Origin of the sequence: Achromobacter pestifer, assembly GCF_902859625.1 — a bacterium.
GTDB classification, from domain to species: domain Bacteria; phylum Pseudomonadota; class Gammaproteobacteria; order Burkholderiales; family Burkholderiaceae_B; genus Achromobacter; species Achromobacter pestifer.
On sequence record NZ_CADIJX010000006.1, the window covers coordinates 92,319 to 109,140 of the forward strand.

Below are 16,822 nucleotides of genomic sequence, written 5' to 3' on the forward strand. Positions count from 1 at the left end.
TGATGGAAGATTCTTCTCTGCCTTGCCAGGATGCGCCGCCTCCCTCCGTGGGGGCCGCCATGCGCCGCGCCACGCGCTCGGTAGCGGTGAAGTGGGGCGATCGCGTTGTGATGGTGGGCGGCGACGCCCCGGTCGTGGTGCAGTCCATGACCAACACCGACACCGCGGACGCCATCGCCACGGCGATTCAGGTCAAAGAGCTGGCCTTGGCCGGCTCGGAACTGGTGCGGATCACGGTGAATACGCCCGAGGCGGCCCGTGAAGTGGTCGCCATCCGCGAACAGCTCGACCGCATGGGCATGAATGTGCCGCTGGTGGGTGACTTCCACTACAACGGCCATAAGCTGCTGACGCAGTTTCCCGAATGTGCTCAAGCGCTGTCCAAGTACCGGATCAACCCCGGCAACATGGGCGGCGGCAAGCGGCGCGACGACAATTTCGCGCAAATGATCGAAGTGGCGTGCCGCTACGATAAACCCGTGCGTATCGGCGTGAACTGGGGCAGCCTGGACCACGAGCTGATGGCGCGGAAGATGGACGAAAACAGCCGCCGCGCGCAGCCCTGGGAGGCCCAGGCCGTGATGCGCGACGCGCTGGTCGTTTCCGCCATCACCAATGCGCAGCGCGCCGAAGAACTCGGTCTGCGGCAGGACGCCATTATTTTGTCGTGCAAGGTCAGCCACGTGCAGGATCTGATCGCGGTCTACCGCGATTTGTCCGCCCGTTGCGACTACCCCCTGCATCTGGGCTTGACCGAAGCGGGCATGGGCAGCAAAGGTATCGTGGCGTCCACGGCGGCGCTGGCGGTGCTGTTGCAGCAGGGCATTGGCGACACCATCCGCATTTCGCTGACGCCAGAACCTGGCGGCGACCGCAGCCGCGAAGCCATCGTGGCGCAAGAGATCTTGCAGACGATGGGCTTGCGCGCGTTCACGCCGATGGTGGTGGCGTGCCCCGGTTGTGGCCGCACCAGCAGCACGTTCTTCCAAGAACTTGCTGATAGCATCCAGTCCTATCTGCGGCGTCAGATGCCCATCTGGAAAGGGCAGTATCCGGGCGTTGAAAGCATGAACGTCGCGGTCATGGGCTGTGTGGTCAATGGCCCGGGCGAAAGCCGTCACGCCGATATCGGAATCAGTCTGCCGGGAACGGGCGAAGTGCCCGCGGCGCCGGTATTCGTGGACGGAGAGCGCACGGTTACGCTCAAAGGCGATCACATCGCCGAAGAGTTCCAGGCCATCGTCGAAGACTATGTGGCACGCCGTTATGGCGTGCTCGCCTCTCATTAAAAGAAAGGGTGTAGCCGCACGCGCGCCGGCAGGCGCGTGACGCGGCATGATCAAGATGACTCAAGCTTTCCAGAAAGTGGCCGCCATACGCGGCATGAATGACGTGTTGCCCGGGCCGAGCGCCCGTTGGGAGCAGTTCGAGGAAATCGTGCGCGGCTGGCTGCGCGGCTATGGCTATCGCAACGTGCGTACGCCTGTGCTTGAGCATACGCGCCTGTTCACGCGCGGCATTGGTGAAGTGACCGACATCGTCGAAAAAGAGATGTACACCTTCACCGACGCGCTGAATGGCGAGTCGCTGACGATGCGTCCCGAGATGACGGCCGGCATCGTGCGCGCGTCCATCGAGCACAACATGCTCTATGATCGCCCGCAGCGGGTCTACTCCATTGGTCCCGTGTTCCGCCACGAGCGCCCGCAGCGCGGCCGTTACCGCCAATTCCACCAGATCGACGTCGAAGCCCTGGGCTTTGCCGGCCCCGACGTGGACGCCGAGCTGATCGTCATGCTGGCCCGCCTGTGGAAGCTGCTGGGCCTCAAGGACGTGCGTCTGGAGCTGAACTCCCTGGGGCAGCCCGCTGAGCGTGCCGCACACCGCGCCGCCTTGATCGAGCATCTGGAAAAGCACCGCGACGTTCTGGACGAAGACGGCCAGCGCCGCTTGTACACGAATCCGCTGCGTGTGCTGGACACCAAGAATCCCGCCATGCAGGAAATGGCGAATAGCGCGCCGCGCCTGTTCGACTTCCTGGGCGAAGAATCCCGCGCTCACTTTGAAGGCGTGTGTCAGCGCCTGACGGAAGCCGGCATCGAATACAGCCTGAACCCGCGCCTGGTGCGTGGCCTGGACTACTACAACCTGACGGTGTTCGAGTGGGTCACTGACCGCCTGGGTTCCCAGGGCACGGTCTGCGGCGGTGGCCGCTATGACGGCCTGGTCGAACTGCTGGGCGGCAAACCCGCGCCCGCGGTTGGTTTCGCGATCGGCATGGAGCGCCTGCTGGACCTTTGGGAACAGAGCGTGCAGCTGGACGCGCCGGCGGAATGCGACGTCTATGTCGTGCACCAGGGTGAAGACGCTCAGCGCCTGGCCGCCCGGGTCGGCGAAGACCTGCGCGATGCCGGTTTGTCCGTCATCGTGCATGCCGGTTCGGCCGGTTTCAAGTCCCAATTCAAGCGCGCGGATGCCAGCGGCGCCAAGGTTGCGGTTATTCTTGGCGCCGATGAAGTCGCGTCGCGGACCGCCAGCGTCAAATATTTGCGCGCGGACGCTCAAGGCGACGCCGCTCAGCAGCAGGTCCCGCTGAAGGATCTGGCTGCGGTACTGAACAACAAGGGTTAAGGCATGGCATACGATCTCGAAGAACAGGAACAGTTGGACGCAATCAAGGCGTGGTGGGCCCGTTACGGGACGCTGGTCGTGACGCTGTTTGCGGTCGTGGCGCTGGCCTGGGGCGGTTGGTGGGGTTGGAAGGCCTATGAGTCGCACCGCGCCAATCAGGCCATGGGCTACTTTGAAGCGCTGGAAGACGCGGCCCGCCTGGGTGGCGCCGATTCCTCGGTGCGCATCAAGACCGCCGCTGCCACCCTGCGCGAACAGTACCCGGCAACCGGCTACGCCGCGCGTGGCGCATTGGTCGCAGCCCAAGCCTTGCAAGCCCAGAAGGACGAGGCCGGCGCCCGCGAGCAGCTGGAATGGCTGGCCGCGCAAGGCAAGAATCCGGCGATGCAAGCCGTCGCGCGCCTGCGCCTGGCCGGCATGCTGCTGGATCAGAAGCAATATGATCCTGCGCTGGCTCAATTGAACAACCCGCCGGCCGCCTTTGCCGCCTTGTTTGCTGATCGTCGTGGCGATATCCTCGCGGCGCAAGGCAAGCGCGATGAAGCGCGTGCGGCATGGCAAAGCGCCATTGATGGCCTGGGCACGGCAAATCCGATGACCCAGGTTGTGCAATTGAAATTGGATGCCCTGAGCGGAGCGTGACTGTAATGCGTAAATTTGCACCTGGTCGTACCTGGCGTGGCGCCGTTTGCCTGGCAAGCTTGCTTGCTCTGGGCGGATGCGGCTTGTTTTCCCACGATGACGGCCGTTACGATCCCGCGCCGCTGACCGAGTACAAGGCCGGCATGTCCGTGCATCAGGTCTGGTCGACATCAATCGGCAGCGGTTCCGGCCTGGGTTTTGCGCCCACGGTGCTGGGTAGCGCGGTTTATGCCGCCACGCCGGATGGTTCGGTGGGCAAGTTCGACCTGCAAAGCGGCCGTCCCTTGTGGAAGGCCAAGACCGACGGCAAGTTGTCGGCTGGCGCGGGCAGCGATGGCACGACCACTGCGGTGGCGTCGCCCGACGGCGACGTGATCGCCTTTGACGACAACGGCAAGGTGAAGTGGAAGGTCCGCGCCACCAGCGACGTCACGATCCCGCCGGTGGTGGGTTATGGCATTGTGGTGGTCCGCAGCGGCGACTATCGCATCCAGGCCTTTGACGCCAACAGCGGCGAGCGCGTCTGGAACGTACAGCGCCCCGGCCCGTCACTGGCGCTGCGCAGCGTCTCGCAGATGGTGCTGGCCGAAGGGCTGGTCATCACCGGCCTGCCGGGCGGCAAGCTCATGGCGATTGCTTCCAATAGCGGAAACGTGCAATGGGAAGGCACCGTGGCCACGCCGAAGGGCGCCAGCGACCTTGAACGCCTGACCGATGTAGTCGGTGTGCCGCGCATCGCGGGCAATCTCCTTTGCGCGGTTGCCTACCAAGGGCGTATCGTCTGCTTTGACGTGACGGCCGGTGGCCGCCCGTTGTGGGCCAAGGATTTCTCCAGCGTCAGCGGCGTGACATTGGACGAACGTTTCGCTTATTCGGCGGATCAGAACAGCGTTGTCAGCGCTTTTGCGCTGGATAACGGCGGCAACGTCTGGAAGCAGGCGGCGCTGAAAAACCGTCAGCTCACCGCGCCGGCCATGCTGGGCGGCGCGTTGGCAGTCGGCGACCTGGAGGGCTATCTGCACTTCCTGTCGCGCAGTGATGGCAGCCTGATGGCGCGGCTGTCCGTGGGTGGGGGCGCCGTCGTTTCGCCGCCGCAAACCACCCCCCAAGGTGTGCTGGTCCAGACGGGCAATGGCAATCTCGTCATGATCGGCGCCAACTAAACCCTATAGAACAAAGCCTTACACCGTGTCTTTCAAGCCTGTCGTTGCCCTGGTCGGTCGCCCCAATGTGGGGAAGTCGACCCTTTTCAACCGCCTGACGCGATCTCGCGCCGCGTTGGTGGCCGATTTTTCCGGCCTGACCCGCGATCGCCATTACGGTGAGGGCAGGGTAGGCGAGATCCCGTTCATCGCTATCGATACCGGCGGCTTCGAGCCGGTCGCAAAGGACGGCATCCTGCTGGAAATGGCCCGCCAGACCCGGCAGGCCATCGCCGAAGCCGATGTGGTGGTATTCCTGGTGGATGCCCGCGCCGGCCTGAACGCGCATGACCACGAAATCGCCCAATTGCTGCGCAAGTCCGGTCAGCAGCGGGTGCTGCTGGCGGTGAACAAGGCAGAGGGCATGGGCCTGGGCGCCGCCATCTCCGAATTCCACGAATTGGGATTGGGTCAGCCCTATCCGATTTCGGCGGCACACGGCGATGGCATCGTCGACCTGATCGAGCTGGCGCTGAAAGACCTGGCCGAACCGCCGGTGGAAGAAGAGCTGCTTGAGGAAGGCGAACACGATCACCGCATCAAGCTGGCGATCGTCGGCCGTCCCAACGTGGGCAAGTCGACGCTCATCAATACGCTGATGGGCGAAGAGCGCGTGATCGCGTTCGACTTGCCGGGCACCACGCGCGACGCCATTGAAATCGATTTCGATCGCGATGGCCGCCGCTATACGCTCATCGATACCGCCGGTCTGCGCAAGCGCGGCAAGGTATTTGAAGCCGTGGAGAAGTTCTCCGTCATCAAGACGCTGCAAGCCATCGAGGCCAGCAACGTCGTGCTGCTGATGCTGGATGCGCACACCGAGATTTCCGAGCAGGATGCCCACATCGCGGGCTTCGTGCTGGAAACCGGGCGCGCCGTGGTGGTCGGCATCAATAAATGGGATGGCCTGGACGGCGAGGAAAAAGAGCGCATCGAACGCGAATTCCAGCGCAAGCTGCGCTTCCTGTCGTTTGCGCGCGTGCACACCATTTCGGCGTTGCGCGGGCAGGGCATCAAGCCGTTGCTGAAGTCGATCAATTCGGCGCATGCCGCGGCATTCGCCAAGTTGTCCACGCCCAAGCTGACTCGCGAGCTGCAAGCCGCCGTTGAGCAGCAGCCGCCTCCTCGCAAGGGTATCTTCCGCCCCAAGATGCGCTATGCGCACCAGGGCGGACAGAATCCGCCGCTGGTCGTCATCCACGGCAATGCGCTGGACGCCATCCCGGATTCGTATCGTCGCTACCTGGAAACCCGTTTCCGCAATGCGTTCGATCTGGCTGGTACGCCACTGCGCATCGAGTTCAAGTCTTCGCACAACCCCTACGCGCAGGAAAGCTGATTCATGAGCCGTTTCTGGAGTCCCGTGGTCGGGACGCTTAGCCCCTATGTCCCGGGCGAGCAGCCCAAGCTTCAGAACCTGATCAAGCTGAACACCAACGAGCATCCCTACGGCCCGTCGCCCAGGGTGCTCGATGCGATTCGCGCCGCGTGCGACGACACGCTCAAGCTGTACCCGGACCCCTCATCCGACCGCCTCCGTCAGGCGATTGCGTCGACGGTGGGTGTGCAGCCGGAGCAGGTGTTCGTCGGCAACGGCTCTGACGAAGTGCTGGCGCACGTCTTCCTGGCCTTGCTCAAGCACGATCGTCCGTTGCGCTTCCCGGACATCACCTACAGCTTCTACCCGGTCTACTGCGGCTTGTACGGCATCGACCACGAAACCGTGCCGCTGACGTCGGATTTCCGCATCGATGTGGAAGACTACCTGCCAGGCGCCAATGGCCAGGCTGGTGCCATCATTTTCCCGAATCCCAATGCGCCCACGGGCCGCGCGCTCAGCGTGGCTGAAGTCGAGCGCATCGTCGCCGGCAATCCCGACGCGGTGGTGGTGGTGGACGAGGCCTACGTGGATTTCGGTGGCGAATCTGCGGTGGGGCTGGTGGCGCGCCATGAAAACGTGCTGGTCGTGCAGACCTTGTCCAAGTCACGTTCCCTGGCAGGGCTGCGCGTGGGCTTTGCCGTCGGTAGCGCAGCGCTCATCGATGGGCTGGAGCGCGTAAAGAACAGTTTCAACTCCTACCCCATTGATCGCCTGGCATCGGCCGGCGCGGTGGCGGCATTGGAAGATACAGAGTACTTTGAGAAGACTCGCCAAGCCGTGATCGAAACCCGGTCACGGATGACGGTGGGCCTGGAGTCGCTGGGTTTTGAAGTGTTGCCGTCGGCCGCGAATTTCGTGTTCGCACGGCACCCCTCCAAGGACGCTTCGGATCTGGCCGCCGCCTTGCGCGAGCGCAGCATCATCGTGCGCCATTTTCGTCATGCGCGCATCGATCAGTTTCTTCGCATTACCGTGGGCACGGATGAGCAGGTCGACCTGCTTTTGAAGGGGCTTGCGGAGGTCTTGCAAGGGTGAGCGTCAGGGGCTTTTCAGCTTGAAATCTCTGGTGTCACTTTTGCATCTCGGCCAAGTAGCACGGGCCGGGAAAACCCTGTAGAGTACATGTTTCGATGTGCTCCACCAGTACAAAAAAGCACATCATCACTCAATAACAAACAAATGGAGCCTGGCCAATGAGCAATAAAGGGCAAACTCTGCAAGATCCGTTCCTGAACACGCTGCGCAAGGATCATGTGCCCGTGTCGATTTACTTGGTGAACGGTATCAAGCTTCAAGGGCAAATCGAATCTTTTGATCAGTACGTGGTGCTGCTGCGCAATACGGTTACGCAAATGGTCTACAAGCATGCCATTTCCACCGTTGTTCCCGCCCGCGCCGTGAATTTCCAGGTGGAAGTCCCTGCTGAGTAATCTCGCTCCAGCTGTACCTTTTTTTGCCCGCCGGACGGTTGACGTCGGCGGGCATTTTCGCTTTGGCTCCACTATGGTGCATGTATGCGCGCTCTGATTATCAGCGTGGATCTGGGTAACCCAGACTTCACGGCCCATGCCGAGGAATTTGCGATGCTGGCCAAGGGCGCGGGCGCGGAAGTCGTCGGCACCCTGACCGCCCGGCGCGACCGGCCCGACGCCAAGTTCTTCATCGGCTCCGGCAAGGCAGACGAAGGCGTCGCGATGGCGCAAGCTCTGCTGGCCGACATCGTCCTGTTCGATCAGCCCTTGTCGCCCGCGCAGCAACGCAACCTTGAGCGCGTCTTCAATCTGCGTGTGGTGGATCGTGTTGCGCTCATTCTGGATATCTTTGCGCTTCGGGCAAAGAGCCACGAGGGCAAGTTGCAGGTCGAGCTTGCGCAGTTGCAGCATCTGGCCACGCGCCTGACCCGCATGTGGAGCCACTTGGAACGTCAGCGCGGCGGTATCGGGATGCGCGGGCCTGGTGAAGCGCAGCTTGAAATGGACCGCCGGATCATTGGCGACAAGGTCAAGATGCTGCGCGAGCGCCTGGACCGGGTCGAGCGTCAGCGGGTGACCCAGCGCCGCGCGCGGGCCCGGGGCGGTGCACTGTCGGTGTCGCTGGTGGGTTACACCAACGCCGGCAAGTCCACCTTGTTCAATGCGCTTACCCGCGCCGGCGCGTATGCTGCCGATCAGCTTTTTGCCACGCTGGATACAACCACGCGCCGCATCTGGATCGAGGGCGCGGGTTCCGCGGTGGTATCCGACACGGTGGGATTCATCCGTGACTTGCCTCACGGCCTGATCGCCGCGTTCCGGGCCACTCTTGAAGAAACGGTGCACGCTGATTTACTGCTGCACGTGGTCGATGCGGCCAGTCCGCAACGGGACGAGCAGATTTTTGAAGTCAACAAGGTCCTCGCTGAAATCGGCGCCTCCGCGATTCCAACCATTCTGGTATACAACAAGATTGACCGGGCTGGATTGGAACCCCGGGTGGAGCGCGATGCACATGGTACGATTGCGCGAGTATTTGTAAGCGCCTCCGAGCGCTCCGGTCTGGATGCGTTGCGCGGGGCAATTGCGGAGGCCGGACAGATTGTGGGAAACAATGCCGCGAATTATCAAACTCTTCAATCTGAATGACCCCGGTTGGGGTCGTGGGAACAACAATGGCTCCGAGCCGCCGCCTAAGCGGCCTCAAGGCAATGGAGACGGCCCACCCGACCTGGACGAGGTCTGGCGCGATTTCAATAATCGCATCGGATCCCTGTTCGGTCGCAAGGGCGGTGGCGGTGGTAACAACCGTCCCGGTAACCGTGGTGGCATAACGCCGCCGTCGCCGCGTGGCGCACGCATCGGCCTGGGCGTCATTGCCCTGGTTGCGGTGGGCATCTGGGCGGCCAGCGGCTTCTACATCGTGCAAGAAGGCCAGGTCGCGGTTGTGACCCAGTTCGGCAAATATAAAAGCACGTCGCAGGCCGGTTTCCAGTGGCGTCTGCCGTACCCCATTCAAAGCCAGGAGATCGTCAACGTGTCGCAGTTGCGCACGTTTGAAGTCGGTTTCCGCGGCGGTTCGCGCAACAAGGTTCTGCCTGAAGCGCTGATGCTCACGACGGACGAGAACATCGTCGACATGCAGTTCGTCGTCCAGTACCGCCTGCGCGCCGATGGCGCTCCCGATTACCTCTTCATGACGCGCGACCCGGACGAATCCGTCCGCCAGGCCTCTGAAACGGCCATGCGCGAAGTCGTGGGCAAGCAGTCGATGGACTTCGTGCTGTATGAAGGCCGTACGGCGGTTGCCACGCAAGTGCAGGCGCTGATGCAGCAGATTCTGGATCGCTATCAAAGCGGTGTGCAGGTCAGCACCGTCGCCATCCAGAACGTGCAGCCGCCCGAGCAGGTGCAAGCCGCGTTCGATGATGCCGTCAAGGCAGGTCAGGACCGCGAGCGCCAGATCAACGAAGGCCAGGCTTACGCCAACCAGGTCGTGCCGCTGGCCAGTGGTCAGGCTTCCCGCATGACCGAGCAGGCCGAGGGCTACAAGGCCAAGGTCGTGGGCGATGCCCAGGGTAATACGTCGCGCTTCACCAGCATTCTGGGTGAATACGAGAAAGCGCCGCAGGTCATGCGCCAGCGTATGTACCTGGAAAGCATGCAGGACATCTTCACGCGCGCCAGCAAGGTCATGGTCGACACCAAGAGCAACAACAACATGTTGTACCTGCCCTTGGACAAGATCATGCATCTGGCAGCCCAGGACGCCAGCAAGACCGGCGTCGGTAATCCGGGTTCGCCTGCTTTGATCAGCCCGCCGGTCCAGCCGCCATTGCGTGGCAACGCGGTACCGGTGCCTCAATCTTCCGGCAGCAGCAATAGCAACACGCTGCCTCGCGACCGTACGTCGCGCTAACCCGGAGGATTCCTGATCATGCAACGTTTTATGCCCATCCTGGTCGGCCTGCTCATCGTGTTGGCTGCCCTGTCTTCCTGCGTCTTCGTCGTGCGCGAGCGCGACTACGCCCTGGTGTTCTCGCTGGGTGAAGTACGCAAGACCATTAGTGAACCCGGCCTGTACTTCAAGGCTCCGCCGCCGTTCCAGAATGTCGTGACGCTCGACAAGCGCATTCTGACCATCGAAACCAACGAAGCCGAACGCATCCAGACTTCCGAAAAGAAGAACCTGCTGATTGACTCCTACGTCAAGTGGCGTATTGCGGATCCCCGTCAATACTACGTCTCGACGGGCGGCAATGAGCGCGTTGCGCAAGAGCGCCTGCAAGCGCTGATTCGCGACGCACTGAACGCCTCGGTCAACGTGCGCACGGTGCGTGACGTGGTCTCGACCGAACGCGACAAGATCATGGCCGAGATTCTGACGAACGTGGCCAAGCGCGCCGAGCCTCTGGGCGTGCAGATCGTTGACGTGCGCTTGCGTCGTATCGAATTCGCTCCGGAAATTTCGGAATCGGTGTATCGCCGCATGGAAGCGGAGCGTACGCGCGTCGCCAACGAGCTGCGTTCCATTGGTGCCGCCGAAGGTGAAAAGATCCGCGCTGAAGCTGACCGCCAACGCGAAGTGATCGTGGCTCAGGCGTATGCCAAGGCCCAGGGCATCATGGGTGAAGGCGACGCCGCCGCGGCGTCGATCTACGCGCAGGCCTACGGCAAGAACCCGCAGTTCTACACGTACTACAAGAGCCTGGAAGCCTATCGCGCTTCGTTCTCGAAGCCGGGCGATGTGCTGGTGGTTGACCCCAGCTCCAGCTTCTTCCAGTTCATGAAGGATCCGGCTGGCGCTGCCTTGGCGCCGGTCACCGTGCCGGCCAAGTAAGGCGGCGCGTGTAGCGGAACAAAAGCCCCTTGGTTTCCCAAGGGGCTTTTTACTGGAAAAATGCCCGGCGATGACGGCGGTTGCGGCAATAGGGGACGCCTTCGCTGGCCAGTAATCCTGGCTGGCGCTGGCGGCTGACTCATGTACAATACCCCGTAAGCTAGAAAACATTCCGCAGCGGCTGAGCGGGCTTACGCCCCCTCAGCCGCTTTTTCGTTTGGGCGACGCCCATGCATCACTTGGCGTTATTCAGGTAAACATTCATGGGTAACTGGTTGCTGCCCGAGAGCCTTGCCGACGTACTTCCGGCAGAGGCCCGGCGCATCGAGGAACTGCGTCGCGAACTTCTCGATTTGTACCGTACTTACGGCTTCGAGCTGGTCGCGCCGCCCCTGGTCGAATACATCGATTCGTTGCTGTCCGGTACCGGCAGTGATTTGGATCTGCGCACGTGCAAGCTGGTCGACCAGCTGACCGGCCGCACGCTGGGCGTGCGGGCGGACATGACTCCTCAGGTCACGCGCATCGATGCGCACTTGTTGAACCGCGCCGGCGTGACCCGCCTGTGCTATTGCGGCAACGTGTTGCATGCCCGTCCGGCGGACTTGCTGTCCAGCCGCGAGCTGTTGCAGATCGGCGCCGAGATCTACGGCCACGCCGGTTTTGAAGCCGATCTGGAAATCATTCAGCTTGTGCTCGAAACCGTGGCCATCGCCGGAGTGCGCAACCCCCGTCTGGACTTGTGCCATTCGGGTGTGGTTCGCGCCATTCTGGAGTCGGATCCGGCTGCGGTATCGGTGTCGCAGGAAATCATCCGCCTGCTGCGCGAGAAAGACGTGCCGGGCCTGGGTGAGTTGGCTCAGCGGGCGCCCGGCATGCGGGAAGAAACGCTGAAGGCGTTGCAGTTGCTGCCGAATTTGTATGGCGGAGCGGAAGTGCTGAAGGTGGCACGCCGTGATCTGCCGCTGTTGCCTGGTGTCGCTGCGGCACTGGATGCCTTGCAGGTGGTGGTGGACGCGATGCCGAACGTGGCATTCAGCGTCGACTTGGCCGATGTCGGGGGCTATGGCTACCACTCCGGCGTCAAGTTCGCGTTGTACGCCGAAGGTTGGCATGACGCATTGGTCAGCGGTGGCCGGTATGACGACGTTAGCCGGGCCTTTGGCCGAGCGCGTCCTGCCACCGGTTTCAGTCTGGATTTACGCAAACTGGCGGCAGGTTTGCCGCCAGCGGAACGGGCGCGTGCGGTTCGCGCGCCCTGGGGGCAGGCCCCCGCTCTGACCGAGGCGGTTCGCCGCCTGCGCCGGTCAGGGGAAATTGTCGTTCAGGTATTGCCCGGTCACGAGCAGGATCAGGACGAATTTGTTTGCGATCGCGAGCTGGCACTGCAAGATGGTGCCTGGACGGTCAGAACGCTGTGACTAACTCCCTCTTGGAAACAAGAGGGCCGCGGGGAGATTTCCGGATTTCCCGAGAAACTCGATATTGATTCGTAACATGAGCAAGAACGTAGTCGTAATCGGCACCCAATGGGGTGACGAGGGCAAGGGCAAGATCGTCGATTGGCTGGCGGAATCCGTCCAGGGCGTGGTTCGCTTCCAGGGTGGTCACAATGCCGGCCATACGCTGTGGATCAATGGCAAGAAGACGATTCTTCGCCTGATCCCGTCGGGCATCATGCATCCCGGTGTCACCTGCTTTATCGGCAACGGCGTCGTGCTGTCTCCGGAAGCCCTGCTCAAGGAAATCGAAGAGCTGGAGGCCGCCGGCCTGGATGTGCGCTCGCGCCTGCAGATTTCTGAAATCTGCCCGCTGATCCTGCCGTATCACGTGGCCATCGACAAGGCGCGCGAAGCGCGCAAGGGCGAAGGCAAGATCGGCACGACCGGTCGTGGCATCGGCCCGGCGTACGAGGACAAGGTCGCCCGCCGCGCGTTGCGCGTGCAGGACCTGTTCAATCCTTCGCTGTTCGATGAGAAGCTCGCCGAAGTGCTGGATTACCACAACTTCGTGCTGACCCAGTATCTGGGCGCCGAAGCGGTTTCCGCCAACGAAGTGCGCGACCAAGCCATGGCGCTGGCTCCGGCCATCGCTCCGATGGTCAAGGACGTGTCCAGCAACCTGTATGCCATGCAGCAGGAAGGCAAGCGCATTCTGTTCGAAGGCGCGCAAGGCGCGTTGCTGGACGTGGATCACGGCACGTACCCCTTCGTCACCAGCAGCAATTGCGTGGCTGGCGCGGCGTCGGCTGGCGCTGGCGTGGGTCCGCAGCAGCTGGACTACGTCCTGGGCATCACCAAGGCCTACACGACGCGCGTCGGTTCCGGTCCGTTCCCGACCGAATTGGTCGACGAGATCGGTACCCGCCTGGCTACCATCGGCAAGGAATTCGGTTCGGTCACGGGCCGTCCGCGCCGTTGCGGCTGGTTTGATGGCGCTGCGCTGAAGCGCTCGGTTCGTCTGAATGGCATTTCTGGCTTGTGCATTACCAAGCTGGACGTGTTGGACGGCCTGGAAACCATTCAATTGGGCGTTGGCTATCGTGTCAACGGTGAATTCCGCGACGTGCTGCCTTACGGCGCCCACGCTGTTGCTCAGGCGCAGCCGGTGCTGGAAGAGCTGCCGGGTTGGACGGAATCGACCGTCGGCATCACCGAGTACGACAAGCTGCCCGAAGCGGCTCGTCGCTACCTGGAGCGCGTTGCTGAAGTCTGCGGTGTGCCGATCGACCTGGTGTCGACGGGCCCTGACCGCAATGAAACCATTGTCCTGCGTCATCCCCTGAAAGGCTGACATCGGGTTAATATTCCAAAGGCCGCCGCCGGTCTCATACCGGCGGCGGCCTTTTCGTATCTTTAAGCAGGAGATGCTTGCCTATGAGCACGCCGACCAATGATGACAGCCATCTGTGGGTGACGTGGGACGATTACAACCGCTTGATCGAACGCCTTACCTTGCAGGTGCATCAATCGGGATGGAAGTTCGACAAGATTCTTTGTCTGGCGCGCGGCGGTATGCGCGTCGGTGATGTGATGTCCCGTATTTTCGATGTGCCGCTGGGTATCCTGGCCACGAGCAGCTACCGCGAAGCCGCAGGCACCAAGCAGGGCGACATGGATATTGCCCAGTTCATCACCATTACGCGCGGTACGCTGTCCGGGCGAGTGTTGCTGGTGGACGACATGGTCGATACCGGCAAGACCTTCAACAAGGTTTATGACCACCTGAAGCGCCAGTTTGCCGATATCACCGAGCTGCGAAGCGCGGTGCTGTGGTGGAAGGGGCATTCGCAGGCAACGCCCGACTACTACGTCGACAAGCTGCCGACGAACCCCTGGATCCACCAGCCGTTCGAGGACTATGACAGCCTGCGTCCGCATCAGCTCGAAGCCTGGATCCGCAAGGGTTCCAAGAGCTGAAGCCGGTGTGGTTAAGGGGAGGGGCGTCTTGGCGGCCTTTCGGTGCCAAGCGTCCCTCCTAGTAGTCAAAGTAGTCGTGACCATGCTAGAATCGCTGGTTATCGCTAAACCGAACTTGGCTTGTTACTCTTTGGGTAGTCTTTGGGTAACGGAAACAGCCAGCGGAAACCCAGGAAATGGATAGAAAAGGCCAGATAGAAATGGCCGCGCGCGCGTCGTGCAGCAATGTCTAGCCTAGTCCCGGGTTGCGCTTTCCAGGTTTCTCGTTTCCGCGGTACTTCCTTTGTTGTTGTGGTTGCGTGTCTGGTTCGCCAGTGCATGCCCATGGGACGAAGGGATGTTTTGCGGATCTGGGGCCCCGGCAGCGTTGCTGGTAAGCAAGCCAGGTTTGTCATCAACTTTTGTTACCCTACAAGCAGGCCAATTACTTTATGCCTATCGTTCGACTGAAGGAAAACGAACCGTTTGAAGCCGCTCTGCGCCGCTTCAAGCGCACCATCGAAAAGACCGGTTTGCTCACCGAGCTGCGTTCGCGCGAGTTCTATGAGAAGCCCACGGCCGAGCGCAAGCGCAAGCATGCCGCCGCTGTGAAGCGCCACTACAAGCGCATCCGTAGCCAACAACTGCCCCCGCGCCTGTATTGATTTTTGATTCCCGAATCTATTGATTCCAGAATCATTCATCCAGGATCTACTCGCCCGAGTCGACGTTGTCGACGTAGTCGGGCGATACGTGCAGTTGCGAAAGGGTGGGGCCAATTTACTTGGCCTGTGCCCCTTTCATAACGAAAAAAGTCCGTCGTTCACTGTCAGCCCCACGAAGCAGTTCTATCACTGTTTCGGCTGTGGAGCGCATGGCAGCGCCATCACTTTCCTGATGGAGCATACGGGCACCAGTTTCCCCGAAGCCGTGCGCACGCTCGCGGCTTCGGCGGGAATGACGGTTCCCGAAGAAAATCGTAGTCCACGCCAGCAGCAGGAATCCGCGCGCCGCAAGGTCGAGGAATCCCGCCATACGCAGGTGCTGGATGCCGCTCAGGCGCATTATCTGAAGCAGTTGCGTGCATCGCCGGCGGCGATCCGCTACCTGAAGCAGCGCGGCCTGACTGGCGAAATTGCGGCACATTTTGGCTTGGGCTGGTCGGGCACCGACCGCCATGGCCTGTCGCAGGTTTTTTCCAATTACGAAGACCCCACCTTGGTGGAGTCCGGGCTGGTCATTGAGTCCGAGGATGGGCGTCGCTACGACCGTTTTCGTGAACGCATCATGTTTCCGATCCGCAATGTGCGGGGCAGTTTGATCGGATTCGGTGGACGCATCATTGGCAAGGGCGAGCCCAAGTATCTGAATTCTCCTGAAACCCCCCTGTTTTCCAAGGGCCATGAGCTCTACGGTCTCTGGGAGGCACGCCAGTCCATCCGCCAGGAAGGGCAGGTGATCGTGGTTGAAGGCTACATGGACGTCGTAGGCCTGGCACAGCAAGGCATCGCGAATGCGGTCGCCACGTTGGGCACGGCAACAACGCCGGATCATGTGAAGAAGCTGCTGCGCGCCAGTGACAAGGTGATCTTCAGCTTTGATGGAGACGGAGCCGGCCGACGTGCCGCATGGCGCGCGTTGCAGGGTTGCCTGCCCGTGCTGCGGGACGATATCGCAATTCGTTTCCTGTTTTTGCCCTCCGAGCATGACCCGGATTCTTATGTCCGCGAATTGGGTGCGGAGGCCTTCCGCGCTTGTTTGGCTGATGCGGTGGCGCTATCGCGCTTCCTGTTGGACGAACTGGCGTCGCGGCACAACATGAATGAAGCTGAAGGGCGTGCCAGTTGCCTGCACGAAGCCAAGCCGCTGCTGGCGGCTATTCCCGAATGTGCGCTGCGTGTGCAGATCGAACGGGAAATGGCCAAGCTGGTGCAACTGACGCCCGAAGAAATGGCGCAGATTCTGGCGCAACAGCCGGCCAAGCCATTTGCACCGGCATCGGCGCCCAAAGCGGCGACGAACGAGGCGGCAGCGGCGGCCCGAGTGAGTCACGAAGACAGTTACCCAGATATGGGCTATGACTTTGCGGGTCATGATTTTCAAGACATTCCCGCAGATGAACCGGATTTTGCCGATTACGGCCATTTCCCCATGCAAGGTGGCGAATCGGCGGGCGGCGGCGGCCAGCGCGCGGGCGGCAAGCAGGAATGGAAGGGCAAGAGCGATTGGAAGAGCAAGGGCGATTGGAAAGGCGGCAAAGGTAACTGGAAAGGGCGTCGGGATAACGACGTGGGCGGTTTTGAAGGCCGCCGCACCATGCCGTCATTGGCCAAGCGCTTGCTTGGTTTGTTGTTGGCACATCCCGAATTGGTGGATTCCATGGGGGACCAGCAACTTGAAGTCATCGACCATGGCCCCCATCTAGGATTAGTAAGGGACTTGATCATGCTGGCGCAATCCAGTGGCGCGCGGCATGTGGGCGCCTTGCTGGAAGCGGCTGACCCCGATTCGGATCTGGCGACGGTGCTGAAGGGACTGCGAGCAGATATCTTGTCCCAGGAAGACCTGCCGGATCCGCAGACCGAATGGGATGACGCCCTGCGCCGCATCGAATTTGACTCGGCCAAGCTGGAAATGGCCAAGCTGGCTGCTGCGGGATTGTCGACGGATGATGCGCGCAAGCGCTATCTGGAGCTATCAAGCCGGATGTCGGTGCTGAAAGGTGCCGGGATACGCTAAATGCGCTAAAATCAAGG

At 61.6% G+C, this 16,822-nt stretch carries 15 protein-coding genes; all 15 read left to right on the forward strand.

The window, feature by feature from the left end; genetic code table 11:
* Positions 1–2: 2 nt before the first annotated feature.
* Positions 3–1,289, forward strand: coding sequence for a flavodoxin-dependent (E)-4-hydroxy-3-methylbut-2-enyl-diphosphate synthase (ispG, locus tag HV753_RS22310; RefSeq protein ID WP_175176771.1), 1,287 nt, complete (start codon positions 3–5; stop codon positions 1,287–1,289).
* A 55-nt stretch (positions 1,290–1,344) separates the two neighbouring features.
* Positions 1,345–2,631 (forward strand): histidine--tRNA ligase, encoded by a 1,287-nt coding sequence (gene hisS, locus HV753_RS22315; protein WP_175176973.1) that lies wholly within the window; start codon positions 1,345–1,347, stop codon positions 2,629–2,631.
* Positions 2,632–2,634: 3 nt separating this feature from the next.
* Positions 2,635–3,273 carry a YfgM family protein gene (locus HV753_RS22320; protein ID WP_175176772.1) on the forward strand — a complete coding sequence of 213 codons (639 nt, stop codon included), beginning with the start codon at positions 2,635–2,637 and terminating at the stop codon, positions 3,271–3,273.
* 5 nt (positions 3,274–3,278) lie between these two features.
* Positions 3,279–4,436, forward strand: coding sequence for an outer membrane protein assembly factor BamB (gene bamB / locus HV753_RS22325; RefSeq protein ID WP_175176773.1), 1,158 nt, complete (start codon positions 3,279–3,281; stop codon positions 4,434–4,436).
* 25 nt (positions 4,437–4,461) lie between these two features.
* On the forward strand, positions 4,462–5,814 hold the full coding sequence (gene der, locus HV753_RS22330) for a ribosome biogenesis GTPase Der (RefSeq protein ID WP_175176774.1): 1,353 nt from the start codon (positions 4,462–4,464) through the stop codon (positions 5,812–5,814).
* 3 nt (positions 5,815–5,817) lie between these two features.
* A complete protein-coding gene (gene hisC / locus HV753_RS22335) occupies positions 5,818–6,891 on the forward strand; it encodes a histidinol-phosphate transaminase (protein WP_175176775.1) in 1,074 nt (357 codons plus the stop codon).
* A gap of 158 nt (positions 6,892–7,049) precedes the next feature.
* Positions 7,050–7,286, forward strand: a complete 237-nt coding sequence (hfq, locus tag HV753_RS22340) for an RNA chaperone Hfq (protein ID WP_006218585.1) — start codon at positions 7,050–7,052, stop codon at positions 7,284–7,286.
* Positions 7,287–7,370: 84 nt separating this feature from the next.
* Positions 7,371–8,477, forward strand: a complete 1,107-nt coding sequence (gene hflX, locus HV753_RS22345; protein ID WP_175176776.1) for a GTPase HflX — start codon at positions 7,371–7,373, stop codon at positions 8,475–8,477.
* Positions 8,443–9,747, forward strand: coding sequence for an FtsH protease activity modulator HflK (gene hflK, locus HV753_RS22350; protein WP_175176777.1), 1,305 nt, complete (start codon positions 8,443–8,445; stop codon positions 9,745–9,747). The genes hflX and hflK overlap by 35 nt, the downstream gene beginning before the upstream one ends.
* A gap of 18 nt (positions 9,748–9,765) precedes the next feature.
* Positions 9,766–10,668: a protease modulator HflC gene (gene hflC, locus HV753_RS22355; protein WP_006223986.1), complete on the forward strand. Its 903-nt coding sequence runs from the start codon at positions 9,766–9,768 to the stop codon at positions 10,666–10,668.
* Positions 10,669–10,931: 263 nt separating this feature from the next.
* Complete coding sequence (locus HV753_RS22360) at positions 10,932–12,089, forward strand: ATP phosphoribosyltransferase regulatory subunit (RefSeq protein ID WP_175176778.1); 1,158 nt, start codon at positions 10,932–10,934, stop codon at positions 12,087–12,089.
* A gap of 76 nt (positions 12,090–12,165) precedes the next feature.
* Positions 12,166–13,461, forward strand: coding sequence for an adenylosuccinate synthase (locus HV753_RS22365; protein WP_175176779.1), 1,296 nt, complete (start codon positions 12,166–12,168; stop codon positions 13,459–13,461).
* Between the two features lie 83 nt (positions 13,462–13,544).
* A complete protein-coding gene (locus HV753_RS22370) occupies positions 13,545–14,087 on the forward strand; it encodes a phosphoribosyltransferase (protein ID WP_175176780.1) in 543 nt (180 codons plus the stop codon).
* A 431-nt stretch (positions 14,088–14,518) separates the two neighbouring features.
* Positions 14,519–14,731: a 30S ribosomal protein S21 gene (gene rpsU, locus HV753_RS22375; RefSeq protein WP_006218592.1), complete on the forward strand. Its 213-nt coding sequence runs from the start codon at positions 14,519–14,521 to the stop codon at positions 14,729–14,731.
* A 19-nt stretch (positions 14,732–14,750) separates the two neighbouring features.
* Complete coding sequence (dnaG, locus tag HV753_RS22380; RefSeq protein WP_175176781.1) at positions 14,751–16,805, forward strand: DNA primase; 2,055 nt, start codon at positions 14,751–14,753, stop codon at positions 16,803–16,805.
* Positions 16,806–16,822: the final 17 nt, after the last annotated feature.